This is a genomic window from Paraburkholderia sp. WC7.3g, assembly GCF_050436345.1.
Lineage (GTDB): Bacteria > Pseudomonadota > Gammaproteobacteria > Burkholderiales > Burkholderiaceae > Paraburkholderia > Paraburkholderia podalyriae.
The window spans coordinates 2,470,757-2,491,944 of the sequence record NZ_JBNDMA010000002.1 but is presented as its reverse complement, the minus strand read 5'-3'; the positions used below and the strand labels follow the sequence as shown (position 1 = coordinate 2,491,944).

Sequence of the window (21,188 nt, the reverse complement as noted above, 5' to 3'; positions counted from 1 at the left end):
GAATGTGCTAAAGAAATTCCCTGTTTCAATTTGGTTCATTTATCTAATTCCTGCGGGTTTTTTCTCGACTTTCTTTTCCCTAGAATCGATTGCACTTCCGTTGCGACGCGAAGCGCTCGCCTGTTCGCCGGCCATTCGATGCGAACCGCGCGGCCCTTCGCCCGGCCCATCCGCTTTACACCATGGACGGTTCATGACAGCCAGCGCATTGCCCCTCGCGCCCTCCCATTCCCGCATCGTGCAGCTCGACGGCCTGCGCGCGATCGCCGTGCTCGCGGTGTTCGCCCAGCACGCGTTGAAGGCGCCGCTATGGATGGGCGTCGATCTGTTTTTCGTTCTGAGCGGCTTCCTGATCAGCGGCATCCTGCTCGATCGCAAGTCGCGTCAGCAGTCGTATTTCCGCTATTTCTATACGCGGCGCGCGCGCCGCATCCTGCCGCCGTACCTGCTGCTGATGGCCGTGTCGTCGGTGCTGTTCGGCCTCGCGTGGGCGCAGCACTGGTACTGGTACGCGTTTTTCGCGACCAATATCGGCGATGCGCTGAATCAAAGCGGTCACGACAGCCTCAACGTGCTGTGGTCGCTCGCGGTCGAAGAGCAGTTCTATATCTTCTGGCCGTTCGTGATCCTGCTCGTCCCCGAGCGCTTACTCGGCTACGTGGCGGCCGCGCTGATCGTGCTGGTGCCCCTGTTGCGCGCGCTCGCGACGCCGTGGTTCGATTCGTTCTGGCCGATCTATTACCTGACGCCGTTTCGCATGGATCTGCTCGCGGCCGGCGCGCTGCTCGCGGTTGCCGTGCGGCGCGATCGCAATGCGCTCGAATCGTTCAAGGGACTCGCGGTGCTCGGCGCTCTGGCCGCGCTCGCGGTGCTGGCCTGGCTGCATCTGCACTTCCCGCGTTTTCGCGCGGCCAATACGCCGTTGTCGAATGCGGGGCTTTATAGCGTGTCGCTGGTGCTGTGCACGTCGATCGTCGTGATCGCGCTGCAGAGCAAGGGCATCGTGAAGCGGCTGTTATGCAATCGCGTGCTCGTTTATGTCGGCACCATCAGCTACACGATCTATCTGATCCATCTGAGCGTGCTCTACATGGTGTGGCCGCTGCATTTGAATCGCTATCTGAGCGCCGCGATCGCGCTCGCGATCACGCTCGTGTACGCGAGCATCACATGGTTCGCATTCGAGAAGCGGTTGATTTTCGGCGCGCGCGGTGCGCGAACGACGACCGCCACGGGCGCCAACGTTGCGCGGCAAACACCGCAAAGCCGCGCATGAACCGCCGGGCTGCGATTGCCGCTGGCGTGCTGGGCGTCGTGTCGGCGCTGACGCTGCTCGCGCCGACCACGAGCGCGGCCACGGCCGAGCCGCCAACGCCATCACCGACGCAAGTGCTGATCGACGCCTACGGCGATTCGACCACGCTGGGTATCACCTGTAGCGATGGCCATTGCGCCGCGCAAGCGCGCAACGCGGTGACGTATCTGCAGCAAGCGTTGTACGAGCATGACGGCGAGCGCGTGCGCGTCACGAACTATGGCGTTGGCGGCACGATGGCCACACAGTTGCGCGACGGCACCGGCAACCGTCGCGCTGGACCGACGGCAGGCCTGCCGTGGCGCGAACGCCTCGGCGCATCGCACGCGCGCATCGTGCTGATCAACTACGGCATCAACGAAGTGATGCAGAACCAGACGCCCGAGCAGTTCTACGCGGCCGAAACGACTCTCGTGCAAACCGCGCGGGCGCTCGGCAAGGAGCCGGTTTTGCAAACCTCGAACCCGATGCCCGACAACCGGCTGAACACGCGGCTCGCCGCGATGGTCGCGATGACGCGACGCGTGGCCGCCGAACAGCAGGTGCCGCTCGTCGATCAATACGCGTATGTGAGCAGCCTGCCCGACTGGAAAACACTGATGTCGGACGGCGCGCATCCGAAGCCGGAGTTGTACCGGCTGAAGGCCGAACAGGATTATCGGGTCGTCGAACCGTTGGTGCGGCTGCTGCTGGACCACACACATTGAGCCACGTTTTTAGGCGCGCTCCGTTCTTTTCCATTCACAAACCAGAAGGCAAGCTATGAGCCAACCACGCAAAGCGATCATCACCGGCGTCTCCGGACAGGACGGCGCCTATCTGACCCGGCTGCTGCTCGACAAGGGCTATCACGTGACCGGCACCTACCGGCGCACGAGTTCTGTCAACTTCTGGCGCATGCGTGAGCTTGGCGTGCTCGACCATCCGAATCTGCGTCTGGTCGAACACGACCTCACCGACCTTGGCTCGACGCTGCGTCTGCTCGACAGCACGCAGGCAGACGAGTTGTACAACCTCGCCGCGCAGAGTTTCGTCGGCGTGTCGTTCGACCAGCCCGTGACCACCGCCGAAGTGACCGGCATCGGCGCGCTGAATCTGCTCGAAGGCCTGCGTATCCTGAGCCCGAAGACGCGCTTTTACCAGGCGTCGACCTCCGAGATGTTCGGTCTCGTGCAGGCGGTGCCGCAACGCGAGAGCACGCCGTTCTATCCGCGCAGCCCGTATGGTGTCGCGAAGCTGTTCGCGCACTGGTCGACGATCAACTATCGCGAGTCGTACAACCTGTTCGCGAGCAGCGGCATTCTGTTCAATCACGAATCGCCGCTACGCGGCCGCGAATTCGTCACGCGCAAGATCACCGACACGGTCGCGAAGATCAAGCTCGGCAAACTGGACGTGCTCGAACTCGGCAATCTGAGCGCGCGGCGCGACTGGGGTTTCGCGCTCGAATACGTCGAGGGCATGTGGCGCATGCTGCAGGCCGACGCGCCCGACACCTTCGTGCTCGCGACGGGCCGCACCGAAACGGTTCGCGACTTCGTGCGCATGGCGTTCACGGCGGCCGGCTATCAGCTCGAATGGTCGGGCAAGGATGAGCGCGAGACCGGCATCGACGTCGCGACCGGCAAGACGCTCGTGCGTGTGAATCCGAAGTTCTATCGGCCGGCCGAAGTGGACCTGCTGATCGGCTGCGCGGACAAGGCGCGCGACACGCTCGGCTGGCAGCCCCAAACCCCGCTCGAACAGCTGTGCCAGATGATGGTGCAGGCGGACATTGGGCGCAACGAGCATCACGAAACGTTCTGACGCGGCACCCGTGTGCGGCGGCGCTCGCCGCACACTGCCCCGTCAACCCGCCAGTTTCCTGAACGTCTCCAGCACCGCATCGCCCTTGAACGGCTTGACGATCCAGCCCTTCACGCCGGCGGCCTTGCCGCGCTCCTTCATCGCGGGGCTGCTTTCGGTCGTCAGCATGATCACGTTGACGGTCTTGTTCGCGAGCTCGCCGCGGATTTTTTCGACCATCGTCAGGCCGTCCATGTTCGGCATGTTCACGTCACTGACGATCAGGCGAATACTCGAATCCGTCTTCAGCTTGACAAGGCCATCCTTGCCGTCGATGGCCGTCGCGACATCGAGGCCGTTTTTCGCCAGAAAGCCCGCAACTTCATCGCGTACCGTGCTCGAATCGTCCACCACCAGAATCTTTGCCATAACATTTCCTTGCGTCACTGACGCGTCGTATCAATACAGATCGAGTTCGCCGGACTCGACGATGTGTTGCTAGAAGAGTTCGAGTTCGCCTTCGGCCTCGTCGGCCGTGGCCAGCTCAGCCTTGAAATCGAGTGGCGCCTGCGCGCATAGACATAGCGTGACGCCCAGTCGGACCGCACCGCCGATCGTCAGCTCGTACGCCCACACGTGATCGGGCCGCAACTCGTCCAGATACTCAACACAGGCGCTGTTCAATTCATACGGCGTCGACATGCCCAGATCGGGGAAATGATTGACCAGTTGCTGGTTCATGTAGCCGCAACACAGGTTGCCGAGTTCCATCAGCGTTTCCGACAGCGAACGCGTCGTATCGCTGCTGGCGTAGTATTCGCGCGTCGCGTCGTCCTGGCCGAAGTGCAGCACGAACAGCAGACGAAAACCGATCGACGAGATCGTTAGCGCCATCGCGCAGGGTCCGGCCGGATGATCGCGATCCCACCTCGGCACCGCGGTGATCTCGCACGCGTCGCCCGGCGTGGCGGGCAATCTTGCGCGAGCCGCGTGACAGAAGATGTCCGCGATGCTTTGCTTTGCCTGATCGGTAATCACGCTGCGGCCTGCTCGAGGCGGGATTGAAACTGGGTCGCCAGCAGTTCGACGCCGCCGAGCGATGCGGTGATCATCTTGCCGCCGGCCTGGATGTCCTGGAACGTCGCGGCCGTCGTCAGGTCGTTGCGATGCAGGCTCTCGCGATAGCTCTTCGACAACTCCTGCGAGCGCGACGCCAAAGAACGCACTTCGCCCGCGACGATCGAAAAGCCGCGACCCGCGGTGCCGGCGCGCGCCGCTTCGATCGAAGCATTCAGCGAAACGATCAGCACGTGCTGCACGATCGACGACAGATCCTGGTTCTTCTTGTGCATGTCGCGATTCTGCGACATCAGCGAGATCATCTGCTCGTGCCAACGCTCGAACGTGATGGTCAGCGTCTTCAGACGAGACGCCTCCTGCGCGATGCGCGTCGCATGCTGCAGCCATTCGTCGCTTCGCGCGCTCGCAGCGTCGAGCACCGCCTGCAACGCTTCGCGATCCTGCGCGCACTGCTCGGCCTGCGCGCGCAAATCCGCGAGCATCGCCTCCAGCGCGGCGCGCTCGCTGTTCGCCTGCTCGGCGAGCCGGACCGCCGCATCGAGTTGCTGTTCGAGGGCCTGCCGCGCGAGCGCGTCGAGACGCTGCGCTTGCGCGCCAGCGCGAAGCTTCCGACGATAAATCATTCGCGTGGCGAGTGCGCAGACGATACCGCCAAGGCCTGCCGCCAGAAGATAACTTTCAAACACAACCTGCTCCCATCGCTTCGTTCAATCCATCAGGCCGTTAGCCTGCCACCGCATCCGCATCCGCATCCGCATCACGCTGCCGCGCTTGATCGGCGGACGCGTCGAGACTGTCCACCGCCCAGTCTTCGGGAAACGACACGACGGTCTGAAAGCGGCGATAGTCCGCGCCGCGACGATCGTCGGTGAAGCGCAATTCGATGCGACCCTGCTCGCGCCGCACGAAATCGCGCACCGCATCCATGCCGACGCCTCGGCCCGAAATCTCGCTGACGGTCTGCGCGGTCGAAAAACCGGAACGGAAGATCAACTCGGCAATCGCTTCGTCGCTCAGCGCGGCGTCGGCGTCGATCCAGCCGCGTTCGATCGCGGCCGCACGAATTTTCGCGAGCGCGAGGCCGCGGCCGTCGTCGCTGATGGTGATCTGCAGCGCGTGATGGTCGACGCCCACTTCCAGCTCGATGACGCCCGCCGCGTCCTTGCCGTTCGCAACACGCTCGGCGGCGGGCTCGATACCGTGGTCGACCGAATTGCGCAGCAGATGCGTGAACACATTGCGCAGCGTATGGCTGACCTCGTTGCGCACGCGGTAGCCGTTGTTGTCGATGCTGACGACCGGCGCTTCCTTGCCGAGTTCGGCCGCCAGAGACGGCAGCGATTCGAGCAGGCCCGCGAGCGCTTCGTAGATCGATTCGGTGCCCAACAGACGCAGCTCACGCTGCAACGATTCGCGCATCGACACGAGTGCGTCGCGGTCGGCCGGATCGGCGCTTTCGAGCAGTTCCAGCTGCTTCTGGATCGATTCGCGATCCACGATCAGATAGCCCTCCCCCGCGCCGCTCTGGCCCGGGCCCTTGCGGCCGAGACTCACTTCGTTGATGGTCGCGTAGGTCTCGAGCGCCGCCTTCACGCGCTGCAGGTCCTCGATCAGCAACTGCTGGTCCCACGCCTCGCTGCTGTCCGCGCGGCGCAGCGCGTCGTAGCGCTGTTCGGTTTCGTGGACGATGCCGGTCAGATGCTGAAGACTGTACGTGCGCGCATTGCCCTTGACGGTATGCATGTTGCGGAACAGTTCGGCGACGGCTTCGTGACTCGGCTCGTGATGCTGACGGATGATCCGTTCGTTCTCGCTGATAAAGTCCGTCGCGCTTTCGACGAAGTGATGGAACTTCTCCTGGCTCACCGCGAGAATCTCGCCGATCATCTCCAGCCGGCGCTTCTGTTCGCCGGCCTCGGCGGCGAGCGCGCGCAGTTCGGTCACGTCGCGCACGCACAGCATCAAACGCAATACGACGTCGTTTTCGTCGGTGATGGCCGACCAGCTCAGATCGAGCGTCTTCACGCGGCCATCGGCCATCGGCTTCGCGATCTCGTTGACGAGCAGGTGCTGATTGAACTCGAAGTTCATGCTGTCTTCACCGATGCATGCCTGCAGCGCCGCTTCGATCTGTGCGAGCGCATCGCTGTTGATATCGGTGCCGCCGAACACGAGATCGAGCAACGGACGGCCCGCAATCTCGCGCGTCTCGAAGATCGCCTCGAGATAGGCGGAGTACTCCGGATGCACGATCACGCCTTCGACCACCGTCAGAATCCCCTGCTGCATGTTTTGCAGCATCGCCTGGATATCGGCGGTCTTCTGCTTCAACTGCAGCGAGCTTTGCTGGATCTTCTCGATCATGCCGTTGAACGCGACGATCGAATGACCGATCTCGTCCATGCGGCCGACCGGCACGCGGCGGGTGAAGTCCTGGCTCGCCGCGATCTCGCTCATCTCCACTTGCATGCGGCTCAGCGGACGGGTGATCTGGCGATACAGCAGCGCGCTGATCAGCACCAGCACGACGATGGCCGCGCCGGTGGCGGCGGCGATCGCCGTCGTCGTGGTGGCGAGCGCGCTGTTCAGTTCGTCGATCGCGGCGTCCTTCTGGCGGTTTTTCTCGATCCGCAGCGTCTCGACGATGCCTTCGAGTTCATCGCGGTATTGGGCGACGTTCGCGAACAGATAGGCTTGCGCCAGTTCGGTCTTGCCGTCGGCCTTCATCTTTGCGGTGTCGTTGACCGCGCTGAAATAATTCGCGAGGCTCTCGCGCGCCTGGCTCACGAGCCCGGTTTGGGCCTGACCTTGCGCGGCCCTCGCCTGCACGTCGAGCGCCGCCTGCAACGAGGCTTCCTTGCTCTTCAGAAGGTCTTGCGCCTGCGAGACCATGTTCGCGTCAGGCGCATAGACGAGGGTCATCATCGCGAGCTGAACGTCCTTGACCTGCGACACGAGGTCTGCCGACGCGAGCGCGCTCGGCACGACGCCCTGGGTAACCTGCCTGACGTTGACGGCGCTGGTGCGGGTCTGAAGCACAGCGTATCCACCAATGGCGGATAGCGCGACGAGCATCAGAATGACGAGAAGCGTGATGCGGTGACGGATGGTCATTTGAGAATCCCCGAAGTCTGGAAATACAACGTCCCCCGCTTTTAGCGGGACGCCCCTATGTTTTTGTGCTTTCGGGCGCGGGGATTATCGTCGCGAATGTGTGACGTCAACGTGACGGAATGGACGCCAGGCGCGACGTTTCAGGGATTTGCGAAATAGCGCCGAAAAATCTCGGCTAAGGGCTGATCCGGGCTCAAGTTCGAGCGAAAAGTGCCGTTATTGTTGGCCCATTTTTTTCGCTGGCCCGCGGCGGCATGAACGCGAGGCCCGGACGCAACGATCCGTGCGTCGCTTTTTTTTCATTCGATCGAACCGCCGCCGCGCCGCTTCAATGCAGCGCGTCCGCCGCAATCGCCTCGGCATAGACCGCGGCGACGCGCTTCGCGATCACCGCATTATCGAAGTGTTCGCGCGCATAGCGGCGGCACGCATCGGCATCGGGCAGCTTCAGGGTGCCGTTCAGCGCGCCAGAGAGACCCGTGGCGATCGCCTGCGCGCCGGTCTCGGGCAACACCAGATCGGGCGACAATCCCGCCACCGCCTCGGGCAATCCGCCGACCGGCGTCACCAGCACCGGCGTGCCCGACGCAAGCGATTCGACGGTGATGAGCCCGAAGCCTTCCAGCGCGACGGTCGGCACGACGCTGAGATTGGCCGCGCGATACAGCGCAGCCAGATGCTGGTCGGGAACGAAGCCGAGCAGCTTGACGTTGTGCTCGAGCCCGGCGTCGCCGATGCGCGCCTGAAGCTCGCCTTCGAGCCGGCCCTTGCCGGCGATCAGCAGCAGCACATCGGGCGCACTGCGTTTGAGCAGCTTGACCGCGTCGATCAGATCTTCGAGGCCCATGCGCCGCACCAGGCGCCGCACCGCGAGCACGATCGGCCGATCCTGCGGCAGTTGCAGCCGCAGACGCGCGTCGGCCCGCGTGATCGGCAGATTGAACTGCTCGACGTCGACGCAGCCCGGCACCACGCGCACGCGTTCCGGCGAGATGCCGTAGCGCGTCGTCAGGATCTTGCCGAACGCGTCGGACAGCACGATCAGCCGCGACGAACGCGCGTACACCGACTGTTCCAGATAGCGCTTCGCGCGCTGGCCGAGCGAATCGGCGCCTTCGACGTGGCTCTCGTCGGCCCACGGTCCCTGAAAATGCGACACCTGCGGAATGCCGCGCGTCACGTCGAGACCCGGAAACGTATAGAGCGCGAAGTGCGACGAAATCACGTCGGGCCGCGACGTACGGATTTCATGGCGCAGCGCGCGGCGTGCCGCCATCAGCCGCAGCGGCAGCGATTGCGCGGCGGAGCCGAAGCCGTTGATCGCGCCACCGGTATCGGTCGCGACTTTCGGCGAGCCGGCGACGACGCCGCGCACCGCGACGCCCGCGCCCGGCAGCGCGCCGACCAGCGAGTAGTACATGCGGTCGAGGCCGCCCGCGCGTTCGGGAAACCAGTGCATCCCGATCTGCAGTGATTTGATTGAGCCAGTCGTCATGAAGGTGTGCCCCTGTGTATTGCTTGCGGTGGGTTGCTATGTCGATAGCGTGGCTTGCGCGGTCCGCGCGTTCATTCCACGCTCTTCTGTCCGGCGAGATGGTTCAGCGTCAGCGCATCGTTCTGCGCGACCACCGTTGCTTCGGTCTGGCTGCGCCGGCGGTTTTCCTGCTGTCCGGCCAGTTGCCGGTACAGCGCGATGTATTGCGCGGCCATGCGCGCCCAGCCGAAGCCGGTCGCGAGTTCGCTCGCGGCTGCGCCCATCGCGCGGCGCGCGGTGTCGTCGCTGGCGAGTTGCGCGACCGCGCGAGCGAGAGCTTGCGGGTCGTCGGGATCGTCCAGCACGATGCCGCACTCGGGCGTGATGATCTCGGCGCCGCCCGCGGTGCGCGCGGTCACGACGGGCAGCCCCGCCGCCATCGCTTCGAGCAGCGACAGGCTCATCGCTTCGTAGCGCGACGGAAACACGAACGCGTCGACCGAATGCATCAGCACCGGCATTTCCTTCACGAGCCCGAGAAAATGCACGCGATGCGCGATGCCGAGCGCCTTTGCCTCGTCCGGATACGGACTGCCCGGCAGAAAACCGGCCACCGCGATCTGCACGTGCTCGGGCAGATGCTTCAACGCGGCGAGCACGGTGCCGAGATTCTTGCGCGGCGTGCGTAGATCGCCGACGAACAGCAACAGGAACGCATCGCCTGGCAACCCGAACTTCGCGCGATCACCGCTCGCCGCCGCGAAGCCCTGGGTATCGACGCCGTTGTAGATGACATCCACGCGGTTGCCCGGCGTGAGGCCGATCGCGCGGATTTCGTCGGCGACCTTCTGCGACACCGCCGTGATCACCTTCGAGCGCCGGTACGCCCAGCGTTCGAGCAGCGCGTTGCAGCGCGTATAAACCGACTGGTACGCGGACCACACGCCCTTCGTGAGGCCGAACGGATAGTACTTGCTCGCGAACCAGCCGCTATGGACGAAATGCGAGGTATTGACGTCGGCGCGCATCCACGTGATGAAGCCGTTCACGTGCAGCACGTCGTAGTCGCGGCGATGCGCGCGCAGCCACAGCGCGCTCTTCGCCGCGAAAACCTGCTGGCGCAACAGATTGGTCGGCCACCAGCGGCCGATCTTCATCGGCGCCCAGCGCACGTTCGGATGCGCGAGCAGTTCGGGCGCCACGTGCGACGCAACCAGCGTCACGCGAATGTTCTCGTCGAGCGCCGCGCGCGCGATCTCGTGATTGACGCGCCCCTGGCCGTCGTTATGGCGCACTACGTGCGTGACAATGGCGACTCTCAATCCGTGCCTCCGTGGAGAAATAGCGTGCGTCCGCGGTTCATTTTTTCGTAGTGGACCGCGGAAAGAATCGAAAAAGCGCTGATGAAAAGCAGCAGGCCGCCGGTGCCGACCAGCGAGTTCGTGAACACGAGCATCGCGAAGGTTGCAAGACACAGGCTCAGGCACGCCGAGACGAACTTGTCGTCGCGCAGCCTGAACGACGCGAGCACCGCGCGGGTCAGCAGCCACACGATGCCGGACATGTACAGCAAGGTGCCGGGCCAGCCGAGCACGAACGGAATGTTCATCACGCCGCTGTCGAAGTTGCCGTACTGGCCGAGCTGGCCGCCGTCGTTGGAGAGCTTGGTCGAGGTGCCGGTCGCGCCCAGGCCTTCGCCCGAGACGTCGGTAAACGCGGTCTTCGCGAAGTTCGCGTAGAACTCGTTACGCGCCGCGTAGCTCTGGTCGTCGTGCAGATTGACGATCGTGCCGAGCCGCGCCTGCATCCGTTCGGCCACCGGACCCACCGCAAGCAGCGGCACGCAGAAGCCGGCGAGCAGCACCGCGCTACCGACGATGCGCACGCGCACCTTGTTGTTCGACTTCACGAGCTGGATCAACAGCGCGATGACCCAGCCGCCCCACGTCGAGCGCACGAGGCTCAGCGCGAACGAAAAGAAGCCGAGCCCGGCCGCGATCCAGCGCACGCGGTGCTGCGCGGCCATCACGAAGACCATCGCGCCCATCATCGCGAACGCGAACGGTCCCGACGAATTCATCGTGCTGAACACGCGCACGCCCATCGGCACCGGGTCGCCCTGCGAGTTCATCTGCGAGCCGAGCATCCACAGCGCGTCCCACGGCGGCATGATGAAAAACTGGATCAGGCCGTAGCCGCCCATCACCAGCATGCCCCAGATGAACGTGTTGATGATCGTGTCGCGATAGCGCGGATACTGGCGCGTGTGCGCCATGATGTGAAAACCGATCAGGATCGGATAGAGCCAGTTCGCGAGGTCGTAGGTGGCCGCGAGCGGGCCGCTCGACATCACGCCGATCAGGAACGCGTAGACGAGGCCGAGCAGGATCAGCAGCACCGGCAAGCCGCGGCGCTGCGCGAGCAGCCGGTAGTAGCGCAGCAGCGACAGGCCGCTGATCATGGTCACCGCGAGCGGCGCGACCTGGATCAGGCTCGTCGGCGTGAACGCGCCCTTCGACCAGTCGGCGAGACGCCGCACTTCGGGACTCAGGAACCACAGCCACCACATGAAGCCGATATAGCGCGCCGGGCTCCTGAAGTAGAGCCACAGGCCCGTCAGGATCGCGAGCACCGGAAACGCGAGCGTGAGCACCGTGCCCTGGTGCGCGACGATCAGCACCGCGGTGATCAGCCACAGCAATAGCGGCGGCAGCCATTCCCGCGGGCCGCCGGACAGCACCCCGCTCGCGGCGTTTTTGACGGGGCCGGCGTTGGCGGCGGCTGGCGGCGGCAGCGGGTTCGCGCGCGGAATCGTCGACATCGCTTATAGGCCTCCGCGCGATTCGCGCGCGGGTGCGGCGCGTTGCTTCTGCGTGGCCGCGGCGGGCGCGTTCGCCTGCCCGCGCGCGCTCAGCATTTCGCGCGTGATCCGCACATGCTGCATCGCATAGTGCTGCGTGGTCAGATCGCGCGCGAGCAGACCGGCCGCCGCTGCCTGTGCCTGGCGCAGCGCCTCGTCCGGCTCGGCGGCGAGCCGGTCGAGCGCATCGCGCAGTGCCTGCGGATTGAACGGCGGCACGTAGGCGGCTTCGTCGGCGGGAAAATAATCGCGCAGCGCCCCGACGTCGGTCGCGACCATCGGCTTGCCCACCGCTGCCGCTTCGAGCATCACGGTAATGCCCGACGCGTGCGAGTTAGGCCGCAGCGGCACGACGATTACGTCGGCCCAGTCGTATAGCTCGTGCTGCTTTTTGATGCCCGAGAACAGCGCGATTTCGACGTTCGACGCGCGCAGCGACGCGGGAATGCGCCGCCGCGTCGCGAGCTTCACCGTGTAGCGCGGATCGTTGCCGACCGCCTTGATCAGCGTCTCCCAGTCGCGGTCGCGATCGTTGCCGATCGCCGCGATGCGCAGCGGCGTGCGCGGCGTCCACTGGGTCGGCGGGGTGACCGGGAAGTCGCGCGTGTTCAGGCCGTACAGCAGCGGCGTCGCGTCACGATTGAAATAGCGTTGGCACAACCCGGCGTTTTCGCTCGCGAGCGTGGTCAAGCGATCCGCGCGCGTCATCAGCTTGCGATACAACCAGCTGCGCGCGATGCCGTACGAAGGCCACTTGTCGAGCAGCCAGACGCTTTGCGCAAGCAGCAGCGGCGACGCGCCGCGCCGTGGTTTGCGCTCGCACAGCAGCAGCATCAGCGCGGCGGACAGCCACTCCTGCTCGGTATGCGTCCAGATCACGTCAGAGCGCAGCATCTCCGCGCGATTGCGCCACGTATGAATGAAATCAAAGCCGAGCGCGGCCTTCAGCGCGCGCCGCACGAGCCGCACGGGACGGCTTTCGCGCGCGTCCTTCGAATAGGTCAGCGCGAATGCTTCGGACTGCGCATGGTGATAACCATACAGGCAGCCGATGTCGTCGCCCTTGCGATAAAAGCGCGGATCGGCGCCGTAAAACAGATGGACATGAACCTTCGTACTCATGCGGACACTCCGCTCTTCGACAGTGCGCGCCGCGCCTCGTGGGCGCCAGCACGAACCTCGCGCCAGCGCGACAGCGTCAACTGCGCGCGTTTCGACAGCAGCGCGAGCGCCGCATGCGTGAGGCCCGGATAAAGCCGTGTGCCGACCAGCGTCCACCACCACCACGCGGTTTCGCGGCGCAGCGGCGGCAACTGGTCGCGCAGGATCAGATGGAAGTTGAACGCGGCGTTGCGCAGCGCGGCCATCGTCTGCGCGTCGCGTCTGTCGTCGTCGAAACGTTCGGCCGGGAAATGATCGACCGCGACCTGCGGGTCGTAGACGAGCTTCCAGCCCGCGTTTTTTACCGCGAGGCTGAACGCCATGTCGTTGTGCACCTGCGCGCCCGCGCCGCGCAGACGCGCGTCGAAGCGGATCGTGCGCACCGCGTCGCGCCGGTAGCTCATGTTGGCGCCCTTCAGGATGTCGACTTCGCGCGCGCCACCGACGCCCAGATGATGATTGCCGATGATCTTGCCGTGCGCGGTCACCTTGCCGACTAGCGGCCGCTCGCCGTCGAGCACGCGGCCTTTTTCGTGCACCCAGTCGCGCCCGCCCAGCGCGCCGAGGCGCGCATCGGCTTCGAACCCGGCCGCGATGCGCTCGACCCAGTCGCGGCGCGGCGCGGCGTCGTCGTCGGTGATCGCGATGACGTCGCCGCTCGCGGCATCGAGCCCGCGATTGAGCGCCGCGACCTGGCCGGGCACGTCCACCGGCGCGATCACGAGCGGCAGGCGGCCGCCGGTGGACCGATCGCGCAGGCACGCGTGCGTCGCGTCGTCGTCGACGCGTGCGACCACGATCACTTCGTCGGGCGCGCGCGATTGCCCCTCGAGCGCCGCGAGGCAGCGCGTGAGATCGGCCGGGCGGCGATAGGTCGGTACCAGTACCGTCACTTTCATCGTGATGTCCTCTCTGTTCGTCTCGAGCTGGGATCCGTCGCTCGCGTCACGTGCTCAGGTATTCCTGCGCCGCCGCGTAGCCGCGGTCGTAGCCGATCCGCGAGCGCGCCGGCATGCCGTTGAAGATGCCGCCCTGCACGTGGACGCCCGCCGCGCGCAACCGCTTCAGCGCATCGGCAAGCTCGACCTCGCTGTGCATGCCCGAGCGCATCACGAAGAACGTCGAGCCCGCATACGCGCCGATGATCGACGCATCGGTCACGGCGAGCACCGGCGGCGTGTCGACGAGGATCACGTCGTAGCGTTTCGCGAGGCCGTCGAGGTACTGCGGCAGACGCGGCGACATCAGCAGCTCGGACGGATTCGGCGGACGGCGGCCGCATGAGATGAAGCTGAGGCCCTCGATGCTCGACCCGCGAATCGCTTCCTCCAGCGAGATCTGGCCGCTCAGCAGCTCGGACAGGCCGTTCTCCTGCAGACCGCCGATCTGACGTTCGAGCGCGCCGCGCCGCATGTCGCCGTCGATCAGCAGCACGCGCTTGCCCGAATGCGCGAGCAGCATCGCGAGATTCACGCTGAGGAAGCTCTTGCCGACGCCCGCCATCGGGCCCGTCAGCATGACGATGCGGTTGCGCGCGTCCAGCAGCGTGAACTGCATCGCGGTGCGCAGGCTGCGCAGGCTTTCGATCGTCACGTCCTTCGGCCGCGCATTCGCGAGCACAGGACGCAGCCGTTCGCCGCCGCGCACGTAGCTGCTTTCGAGCTGCGCCTGTTCGACGCTTTGCGGCACCAGTCCGAACACCGGCAGATGGAACGCGCGCTCGACGTGATCGGGGTCGTCGATGCCCTTGAACAGATTGCGGCGCAGGAACACGAAACCGGTGCCCGCGATCAGCCCGAGAATCACTGCCGCCGAGATGATCAGCATCTTCTTCGGCTTGACCGGCGCGCCGGGGCGCAGCGCGGCGTCGACGATATGCACGCTGCCGCCCGTGCCGGCTTTCTGCACTGACAGTTCCTGCACGCGATTGAGCAGCAGCACGTAAATGTCTTCGGCGACCTTCGCGTCGCGCTGCAACTGCACGGCCTTCACTTCGGTGGCCGGCAGATTGCGGAAACGGTCCGCGTATTTGGTGCGCTGCGCTTGCAGCTCGGCCATCTGCTGACGCGCGGCGACGAGCGTCGGATGATCGTCGCCGTAGCGCTCGGCGAGCTGCGTCATCTGCAGACGCAACGCGGCGATCTGCTGCTCGTATTGCACGCTGCCTTCGAGGTAGACCTTCGCTTCGTCGCTCGCGTTGATCGAGCCGGACTCACGTTGATAGGCGGTCAGCGCGGCTTCCGCGCGTTCGAGATCGGCCTTCAGGCGCGGCTCCTCGCTCTTCAGGAAGTCGAGCATCTTGCTCGCGTCGGCCTGCTTGTTCGACACGTGCTGCCGCAAATACGACTGCGCCAGCGCATTGGCGACGAGCGCCGCATGTTCCGGGCTCTTGTCCTCCAGCGAGATCTGGATCACGCCGGTCTGCTTGCCCTGCTCCTGCACCGAGATCGCCGACTGGAACGCGGTGATCGCGTCGAGATCGTTGGAGCGCACGATGGTGAACTCCTGGCCGGGCCGCGCGACCAGCGTGTTGACGAGCATCGTCACGCCGCCGCCCTGCGCCTGCTGGCCCACCTGGCCGCGCAGCAGCGCCGAGCCGTTCGGCGCCAACAGTTCATAGTGCTGCGCGTCGATCACTCGCAGCAGCAGCTTCTCGCCTTCGAGCGACGGCGTGACGTCGATCGAATCGACCTCGACGTTCTCCCCACCCCATGCGTACGACGTGAGCCCCAGCCAGGCACGCGCGGGCTGGCCCGGCGTCGCGAGGCGCGCGGCGATGTTGCCGAGCAGCGGGATCGTCTTCGGCGTGACGCTGAAGTTCAGCTTCAGCTGCTGCACGACCGGGCCGACCACGCCGCGGCTCTTGATGATTTCGATCTCGGCGTCGGTCGGCAGCGAGGTCGAACCGCTGGTGATCGCGGCGCCCGTCTGCGTCTGCGTCAGCGCCTGCGACGTGTTATCGGACTGCTCGACGCGCACGTGTGCATCGGCCGAGTAGATCGGCTTGGCAAGGTAGCAGTACGCGACCGCCATCGCGACGATGATCGCGGTGATCGCGAGCAGCCACCAGATGTCGTCGAGGATCACCTGCACCAGTTGTCCGAGGACGACGTCTTCTTCTTCGGTCTTGATCGGACCAGCCATGTGTGGAGAGAGTTGATTGCTCACAGTTCGATCCCGTGTCGTTGGCTTCGGCTTTCGCGTCAGCGGTACTTCTGCATTCGTTGCGTGTGCCGCGCCGCCCGGACGACAGCGGCGCGGCACGCTACCGTCCAAACGTTCAGCGCGTCAGCTGCTTCAGATAGAACAGCGTCTGCACGCTCGGCAGCACCTGCTGCAACACACGGTTGAACGTGGTCGACGCGGCGGTGCCCACGTACACGACGTCGAGCGGCTGCAACTGGAACTGCGAGGACAGCATGATCGAGTCCGGCTGCGTCATGTCGAGGCGGAACACCTCAGGCGTGGTCGGATGCTCGCGCATGCCGCGCATCACGAAGATCTGGCGCGGATTGGCATCGGTGTTGAGGATGCCGCCGCCCTGCGTGAGCGCGTCGGCGATCGTCATGCGGCCACGCACGATCGGCACCTGGATCGGCGTCTTCACTTCGCCCATCACGAAGATGCGGCTGTCGGTACGGTCCGGCACGTTGACCACGTCGCCGTTCTGCAGCATCACGTCCTGCGTGGTGTCGCCCTGATCGAGCATGCGATCGGCGTCGAGCACGTAGAGCTTATGGTTGCGCGTGAGGCGCACGCGCTGGATGTCGGCGGCCGGGTTGGTGCCGCCCGAGCGCGTGATCGCGTCGACCAGCGTGAGCGGCACGTCGCTGACCGCGAGCGGTCCCGGCTGCTTCACTTCGCCCGTGACCTGCACCTTCTGGCCGCGATACGACAGCACGCGCACGTCGACCTGCGGATTGCGGATGAAGCGCACGAGGCCGGCGGCGAGTTGGTCGCGCAGCTCGGTCGTGGTTTTGCCCGCGGCCTGGATGCGGCCGACGAACGGAAAAAAGATCGTGCCGTCAGCGGCGATGGTCTGGCCGTATGGATCGGCCTGGCCCGGCAGCGCGGCCGTATATGGCTGCTGCAATGCGCCCGCGATCGTCTGCGTGGTGTTGCCGCCCGAGGACAACGTACTGCCCTGCGGCGTGGTCAGCTCGGGGTGATCCCACACGGTGATGCCGAGAATGTCCTGCGGCGCGAGGCGGTACACATACCGCGACGGATCGGGCAGCGTCGACGGCGGCAACGGCTGGATTTTTTCGGCGGCGGCCTGCGCCTGCGCCATGATCAGCTTGCCGTCGATCAGATGGACCGGATAGGTTTCGCTCGGCGCCTGATCGTTGTCTTTGAGCCGCGACGTGTCGAGATAATTGCCCGGGGCGGTCGCGCAGGCCGACAGAAAGGATGTCAGCAGAAGTGAGGCGGCGAGCTTCGTGCGCAAGCTCGCGAATGAGTTTTCGATGCGGGGTTTCTTCAGCATATTTTTTTCAGCCATCCCATGACCAGATGTTCGATGAGCACGAGACTCTCCCTGTATTCGTCTTCCGCGCCGCCGTGCGGATCGGCGACGTCCGAATCGGCTTCCCACTTGCCGAGCGGATAGACCTTGCCGCGCGCGGCCGGATCGAGCGATTCGACATCGCTGAGCTGCGCGCGCTCGGTCACCAGCACGAGATCGGCCGCGCGTACCAGCGAACGGTCGAGGCGCCGCGCGTGGTGGATGCCAGCGGCGACGCCGCGCTCTTCGAGCAGGCGCCGCATCACCGGATCCATGCCGTGACCGTTCACCGCGCGAATGCCGGCCGAATGAAACGCGATCGGCGCGGTGCCGGCGCGCGGCGCGCGCGCGAGGCGCGCCTTGAACAGCATCTCGGCGGCGGGCGAGCGGCATACGTTGGCGTGGCAGACGATCAGTACGTTGTCGAACATGGCGGATTCCTCGCGCGGCGATCGCAGTGGTCTCAGCGGCCGGCCGGTGCGACGGCCGGTGCCGTCGCGGCAAGTTCCGCCGCCTGCATCGAACCGTTCGCGCCGACACGCGCCGGCGCATTGCGTAACGCATGCCGCCGGCCGATCGCGTGATACTCGATGCCGAGTTCGAGCAGCGCGTCCGGCTCGTACAGATTGCGGCCATCGAAAATCAGCGGCGTCTTCAGCACGCGCTTGAGCGCATCGAAATCAGGACTTTTGAAGACTTTCCATTCGGTCAGGATCACGAGCGCATCGACGCCGCTCGCCGCCTCCATCTCTTCGTTCACGAATGCCAGGCGCGCATGCTGTTGCGGCACGTGCTGCAGATCGAGCGCGAACACGCGCTTCGCTTCGTCGATCGAGACCGGGTCGTAGGCCTTCACGCGTGCACCGCGGCGCAGCAGCCCGGCGATCAGCTCGCGGCTCGGCGCCGCGCGCATGTCGTCGGTGTTCGGCTTGAACGCAAGGCCCCACACGCCGAACGTGCGGTCCGACAGATCTTCGCCGAGACGCGCGACGATCTTCTGCGCGAGGACCTGTTTCTGCGCGTCGTTGACCGCTTCCACCGCTTCGAGAATGCGCAGGTTCGCGTGGTGATCGGCCGCGGTGCGGATCAGCGCCTGCACGTCCTTCGGAAAACACGAGCCGCCATAGCCGCAGCCCGCGTACAGGAAGTCGTAGCCGATACGCGGATCGGAACCGATACCGCGGCGCACCGCCTCGATGTCCGCGCCGACGCGATCGGCCAGATTCGCGAGCTCGTTCATGTACGAGATGCGCGTCGCGAGCATCGCGTTGGCCGCGTACTTGGTGAACTCGGCCGAACGCACGTCCATATACAGCGTGCGCTCGCGATTGCGATTGAACGGCGCATACAGGCGCTTCATCAGTTCGCGCGCCTTTTCGCCGGGCACGTCCTCGTCGCAGCCGAGCACGATGCGATCGGGCCGCGTGAAATCGTCGACGGCCGCGCCCTCCTTCAGGAACTCCGGATTCGACACGACCGAGAACATCTGCTCGACGCCGCGCGCGGCCAGTTCGGCGGCCACCACTTCGCGCACGCGCGAGGCGGTGCCGACCGGCACCGTCGATTTATCGACGATCACCTTGAAGCCGTTCATATGGCGGCCGATGTTGCGCGCGGCCGCGAGCACGTATTGCAGATCGGCGGAACCGTCCTCGTCGGCCGGCGTGCCGACCGCGATGAACTGGATGTCGCCGTGCGCGACCGCCGCCTCGACGTCGGTGGAAAACGTCAGGCGCTTCGCGCGGCGATTGCGCGCGATGATCTCCTGCAGACCCGGCTCGTGGATCGGCACGCCGCCGTTGTTGAGCACGTCGATCTTGCGCGCGTCGACGTCGAGACAGAACACGTCGTGGCCGATGTCGGCCAGACACGCGCCGGTCACGAGGCCGACATAGCCGCTACCGATGATCGTCAGGTTCATGGATTGCACCTCAATAAATGGAGTTGATTCAGGAATGCCCTCGTGCGATGCGTGGCATCGGCACGGCCCGGCGCTCCACGTTCAATAGGCGTTGCTGCCCGCGAAGCCCTTCCACAGCGTCAGCACGACGATCTTGATGTCGAGCCAGAAGGTCCAGTGCTGCATGTAGTACAGATCGAGCTTCACGCGGCCCATCATCTTTTCGATGCGATCGGTTTCGCCGCGATAACCGTTGATCTGCGCCCAGCCGGTGATGCCCGGCCTGATCCGGTAGCGGTGCATGTAGCCCTTCACCAGATCCTTGTAGATGTCGTCGTGCTCGAGGGCATGCGGACGGGGACCTACCACCGACATCTCGCCGCGCAGCACGTTGATGAATTGCGGCAGCTCGTCGAGGCTGGTACGGCGCAGGAACGCGCCGACCGCGGTGATGCGCGGATCGCGCCGCGTCGCCTGGGTGATCTTGCCGGCCGTTTCCTGGTGGACTTTCATCGAGCGGAACTTGTAGATCTCGAACTCGCGGCCGTCGATGCCCTTGCGGCGCTGGCGAAAAAACACCGGCCCCGGCGAGCTGAGCTTGACCATCAGCGCGATCGCGAGCATCAGCGGCGCCAGCGCGAGCAATGCGCCGAGCGCGAACAGGCTGTCGAAGACGCGCTTGGGCAGCACGCGCAGATCGGTGATCGGCGAGGCAGCCAGATTGATCGCGGGCACGCCGAGCAACTCGACCATCGGCTGATTGAACAGCGTCAGGCTGCCCACGTCCGGGATGAAGCGGATGTTCACGAAGTCGTTGCGCAGGTCCATCACGAAGCGATGGATCGCCTTCTCCTTCGAGATCGGCAGCGCGAGCCACAGCTCGCGGATCGCGCGCTGGCGCACCAGTTCGAGCATGCGCTGATAGTCGCGCTCGACCGGCACGCCCGCGACCGCGCGGGCCGCGTCCGGGTCTTCATACGGATTGATGGTGCCGTCCTCGTCGAACACGACGACGGGCGTGAAGCCGGCTTCGGGACGGCCGCGCATCTGTTCGATCAGAAAGCGGCCGTACGGCGCGCCACCGACGATCGCGACCGCCCGCTGATTGAAGCCCTCGCGGCGCAGCCCGCGCAGGATCGAATGGACCATGAGCTTGGTGACGACCAGCAGCACGATCGACGCGAGCGCCCAGTACACGAGCCACAGCCGCGACAGGCTGTCCGAGCGGTGCACGCTGAAGCTGATCAGCACGCCGGTCACTTCGACCATCAGCCAACCGCCCGCGACGCGCGACAGCAGATCGTAGAGCGGCTTGCCGCGCCACGACTGATAGATGCCGAGCGCCGGGAAGAACACCACCACCAGCAGGCAGCCGAACGCGAGCGACACGCTTTGCATATCGTCGAGCCATGCCACTGTGCCGCTGTGCACGGCCGCCGCCAGCACCGCGGCGAGCGCGACCATGGCGATGTCGATGATTCTCGCTAGAACGCTCAGCATGCGCCGCCCCTCTGTTTGTCGGTCAAGTGCGATCCGTCGGTTGGTTGAAATGGATGCTGCATGCGGGTTTCAGCATTGCACTTTTTATTTCCCGGAATGGAAAAGCCGAGTTCAATGAGTGAATACCCCTGTACATACCTCAATAAAGCGGTATTAAAATTCGCACGACAAGACCGCAAAAAATCTCAAATTGTATCGGTCAAAATTCCGGTATTTTTATGCATTTTGTGCGGTACTTTTTGCCGCATCGCGGATCGACGTCGCCTTCAGGACGATCGATTCGAGCCTTTTGCATAGGAGAGATTTCGCATTCGCGCCATGCTCACCCGCGAAGCGTGGGCGCGATCCGTGCCCCCATTCTTGCGCATCATTAAGCGCAAAAAAATCCCGGCCGATTTTTTTCAGGTATTTTTTATTTTTGAATAATTCGATTTGGCATTTTTTCGTGCTTTTCGAATAAGTTCGGCGCGCTCTTTATCGGCATTGTATTTAACG

The 21,188-nt window shown here is 64.8% G+C and carries 17 protein-coding genes; 3 read left to right on the top strand and 14 right to left on the bottom strand.

Going from position 1 to position 21,188, the window contains the following annotated elements; translation table 11 throughout:
• The first annotated feature begins 193 nt into the window (after positions 1-193).
• Genes OKW43_RS22860 through gmd form a run of 3 tightly spaced genes read left to right on the top strand, consistent with a single transcriptional unit; the run spans position 194 to position 3,121 of the window.
• A complete protein-coding gene (locus tag OKW43_RS22860) occupies positions 194-1,276 on the top strand; it encodes an acyltransferase family protein (protein WP_187635282.1) in 1,083 nt (360 codons plus the stop codon).
• Entirely contained in the window at positions 1,273-2,022 is a 750-nt protein-coding gene (locus OKW43_RS22855; RefSeq protein ID WP_187635281.1) for an SGNH/GDSL hydrolase family protein, read from the top strand. Before OKW43_RS22860 ends, OKW43_RS22855 begins: the two co-directional genes overlap by 4 nt.
• Before the next feature lie 55 nt (positions 2,023-2,077).
• Positions 2,078-3,121: a GDP-mannose 4,6-dehydratase gene (gmd, locus tag OKW43_RS22850; RefSeq protein WP_187635280.1), complete on the top strand. Its 1,044-nt coding sequence runs from the start codon at positions 2,078-2,080 to the stop codon at positions 3,119-3,121.
• A gap of 42 nt (positions 3,122-3,163) precedes the next feature.
• Here the strand turns inward: gmd and OKW43_RS22845 are convergent, their stop codons facing one another.
• The 14 genes from OKW43_RS22845 to OKW43_RS22780 all read right to left on the bottom strand — a co-directional run bounded on the left by OKW43_RS22845 (position 3,164) and on the right by OKW43_RS22780 (position 20,693).
• Entirely contained in the window at positions 3,164-3,529 is a 366-nt protein-coding gene (locus OKW43_RS22845; RefSeq protein ID WP_187635279.1) for a response regulator, read from the bottom strand.
• Positions 3,530-3,598: 69 nt separating this feature from the next.
• Positions 3,599-4,138: a hypothetical protein gene (locus tag OKW43_RS22840; protein WP_187635278.1), complete on the bottom strand. Its 540-nt coding sequence runs from the start codon at positions 4,136-4,138 to the stop codon at positions 3,599-3,601.
• A complete protein-coding gene (locus OKW43_RS22835) occupies positions 4,135-4,866 on the bottom strand; it encodes a methyl-accepting chemotaxis protein (protein WP_187635277.1) in 732 nt (243 codons plus the stop codon). Before OKW43_RS22835 ends, OKW43_RS22840 begins: the two co-directional genes overlap by 4 nt.
• Positions 4,867-4,903: 37 nt before the next feature.
• Positions 4,904-7,294, bottom strand: a complete 2,391-nt coding sequence (locus OKW43_RS22830; RefSeq protein WP_187635276.1) for an ATP-binding protein — start codon at positions 7,292-7,294, stop codon at positions 4,904-4,906.
• A 328-nt stretch (positions 7,295-7,622) separates the two neighbouring features.
• On the bottom strand, positions 7,623-8,789 hold the full coding sequence (locus tag OKW43_RS22825; protein WP_429450012.1) for a glycosyltransferase family 4 protein: 1,167 nt from the start codon (positions 8,787-8,789) through the stop codon (positions 7,623-7,625).
• A 71-nt stretch (positions 8,790-8,860) separates the two neighbouring features.
• On the bottom strand, positions 8,861-10,090 hold the full coding sequence (locus OKW43_RS22820) for a glycosyltransferase family 4 protein (protein ID WP_429450010.1): 1,230 nt from the start codon (positions 10,088-10,090) through the stop codon (positions 8,861-8,863).
• A complete protein-coding gene (locus tag OKW43_RS22815; protein ID WP_429450008.1) occupies positions 10,087-11,589 on the bottom strand; it encodes a glucose-6-phosphate isomerase in 1,503 nt (500 codons plus the stop codon). Before OKW43_RS22815 ends, OKW43_RS22820 begins: the two co-directional genes overlap by 4 nt.
• A gap of 3 nt (positions 11,590-11,592) precedes the next feature.
• On the bottom strand, positions 11,593-12,750 hold the full coding sequence (locus tag OKW43_RS22810; RefSeq protein ID WP_429450006.1) for a glycosyltransferase family 4 protein: 1,158 nt from the start codon (positions 12,748-12,750) through the stop codon (positions 11,593-11,595).
• A complete protein-coding gene (locus OKW43_RS22805) occupies positions 12,747-13,688 on the bottom strand; it encodes a glycosyltransferase family 2 protein (RefSeq protein ID WP_429450004.1) in 942 nt (313 codons plus the stop codon). Before OKW43_RS22805 ends, OKW43_RS22810 begins: the two co-directional genes overlap by 4 nt.
• A 46-nt stretch (positions 13,689-13,734) precedes the next feature.
• Positions 13,735-15,933, bottom strand: a complete 2,199-nt coding sequence (locus OKW43_RS22800) for a polysaccharide biosynthesis tyrosine autokinase (protein WP_429451767.1) — start codon at positions 15,931-15,933, stop codon at positions 13,735-13,737.
• A 136-nt stretch (positions 15,934-16,069) separates the two neighbouring features.
• Entirely contained in the window at positions 16,070-17,290 is a 1,221-nt protein-coding gene (locus tag OKW43_RS22795; RefSeq protein ID WP_429450003.1) for a polysaccharide biosynthesis/export family protein, read from the bottom strand.
• On the bottom strand, positions 17,269-17,724 hold the full coding sequence (locus OKW43_RS22790; protein ID WP_187635269.1) for a low molecular weight phosphotyrosine protein phosphatase: 456 nt from the start codon (positions 17,722-17,724) through the stop codon (positions 17,269-17,271). The genes OKW43_RS22795 and OKW43_RS22790 overlap by 22 nt, the downstream gene beginning before the upstream one ends.
• 32 nt (positions 17,725-17,756) lie before the next feature.
• Positions 17,757-19,214 (bottom strand): UDP-glucose dehydrogenase family protein, encoded by a 1,458-nt coding sequence (locus OKW43_RS22785; RefSeq protein WP_429450002.1) that lies wholly within the window; start codon positions 19,212-19,214, stop codon positions 17,757-17,759.
• An 81-nt stretch (positions 19,215-19,295) separates the two neighbouring features.
• Entirely contained in the window at positions 19,296-20,693 is a 1,398-nt protein-coding gene (locus tag OKW43_RS22780) for an undecaprenyl-phosphate glucose phosphotransferase (protein WP_429450000.1), read from the bottom strand.
• Positions 20,694-21,188: the final 495 nt, after the last annotated feature.

Bases quoted from the DNA above. Each gene is read 5' to 3' on its own strand.
- OKW43_RS22860 (WP_187635282.1), top strand. From the start codon at position 194: ATGACAGCCAGCGCATTGCCCCTCGCGCCCTCCCATTCCCGCATCGTG.
- OKW43_RS22855 (WP_187635281.1), top strand. From the start codon at position 1,273: ATGAACCGCCGGGCTGCGATTGCCGCTGGCGTGCTGGGCGTCGTGTCG.
- gmd (WP_187635280.1), top strand. From the start codon at position 2,078: ATGAGCCAACCACGCAAAGCGATCATCACCGGCGTCTCCGGACAGGAC.
- OKW43_RS22845 (WP_187635279.1), bottom strand. From the start codon at position 3,529: ATGGCAAAGATTCTGGTGGTGGACGATTCGAGCACGGTACGCGATGAA.
- OKW43_RS22830 (WP_187635276.1), bottom strand. From the start codon at position 7,294: ATGACCATCCGTCACCGCATCACGCTTCTCGTCATTCTGATGCTCGTC.
- OKW43_RS22825 (WP_429450012.1), bottom strand. From the start codon at position 8,789: ATGACGACTGGCTCAATCAAATCACTGCAGATCGGGATGCACTGGTTT.
- OKW43_RS22815 (WP_429450008.1), bottom strand. From the start codon at position 11,589: ATGTCGACGATTCCGCGCGCGAACCCGCTGCCGCCGCCAGCCGCCGCC.
- OKW43_RS22810 (WP_429450006.1), bottom strand. From the start codon at position 12,750: ATGAGTACGAAGGTTCATGTCCATCTGTTTTACGGCGCCGATCCGCGC.
- OKW43_RS22805 (WP_429450004.1), bottom strand. From the start codon at position 13,688: ATGAAAGTGACGGTACTGGTACCGACCTATCGCCGCCCGGCCGATCTC.
- OKW43_RS22800 (WP_429451767.1), bottom strand. From the start codon at position 15,933: ATGGCTGGTCCGATCAAGACCGAAGAAGAAGACGTCGTCCTCGGACAA.
- OKW43_RS22795 (WP_429450003.1), bottom strand. From the start codon at position 17,290: ATGGCTGAAAAAAATATGCTGAAGAAACCCCGCATCGAAAACTCATTC.
- OKW43_RS22790 (WP_187635269.1), bottom strand. From the start codon at position 17,724: ATGTTCGACAACGTACTGATCGTCTGCCACGCCAACGTATGCCGCTCG.
- OKW43_RS22785 (WP_429450002.1), bottom strand. From the start codon at position 19,214: ATGAACCTGACGATCATCGGTAGCGGCTATGTCGGCCTCGTGACCGGC.
- OKW43_RS22780 (WP_429450000.1), bottom strand. From the start codon at position 20,693: ATGCTGAGCGTTCTAGCGAGAATCATCGACATCGCCATGGTCGCGCTC.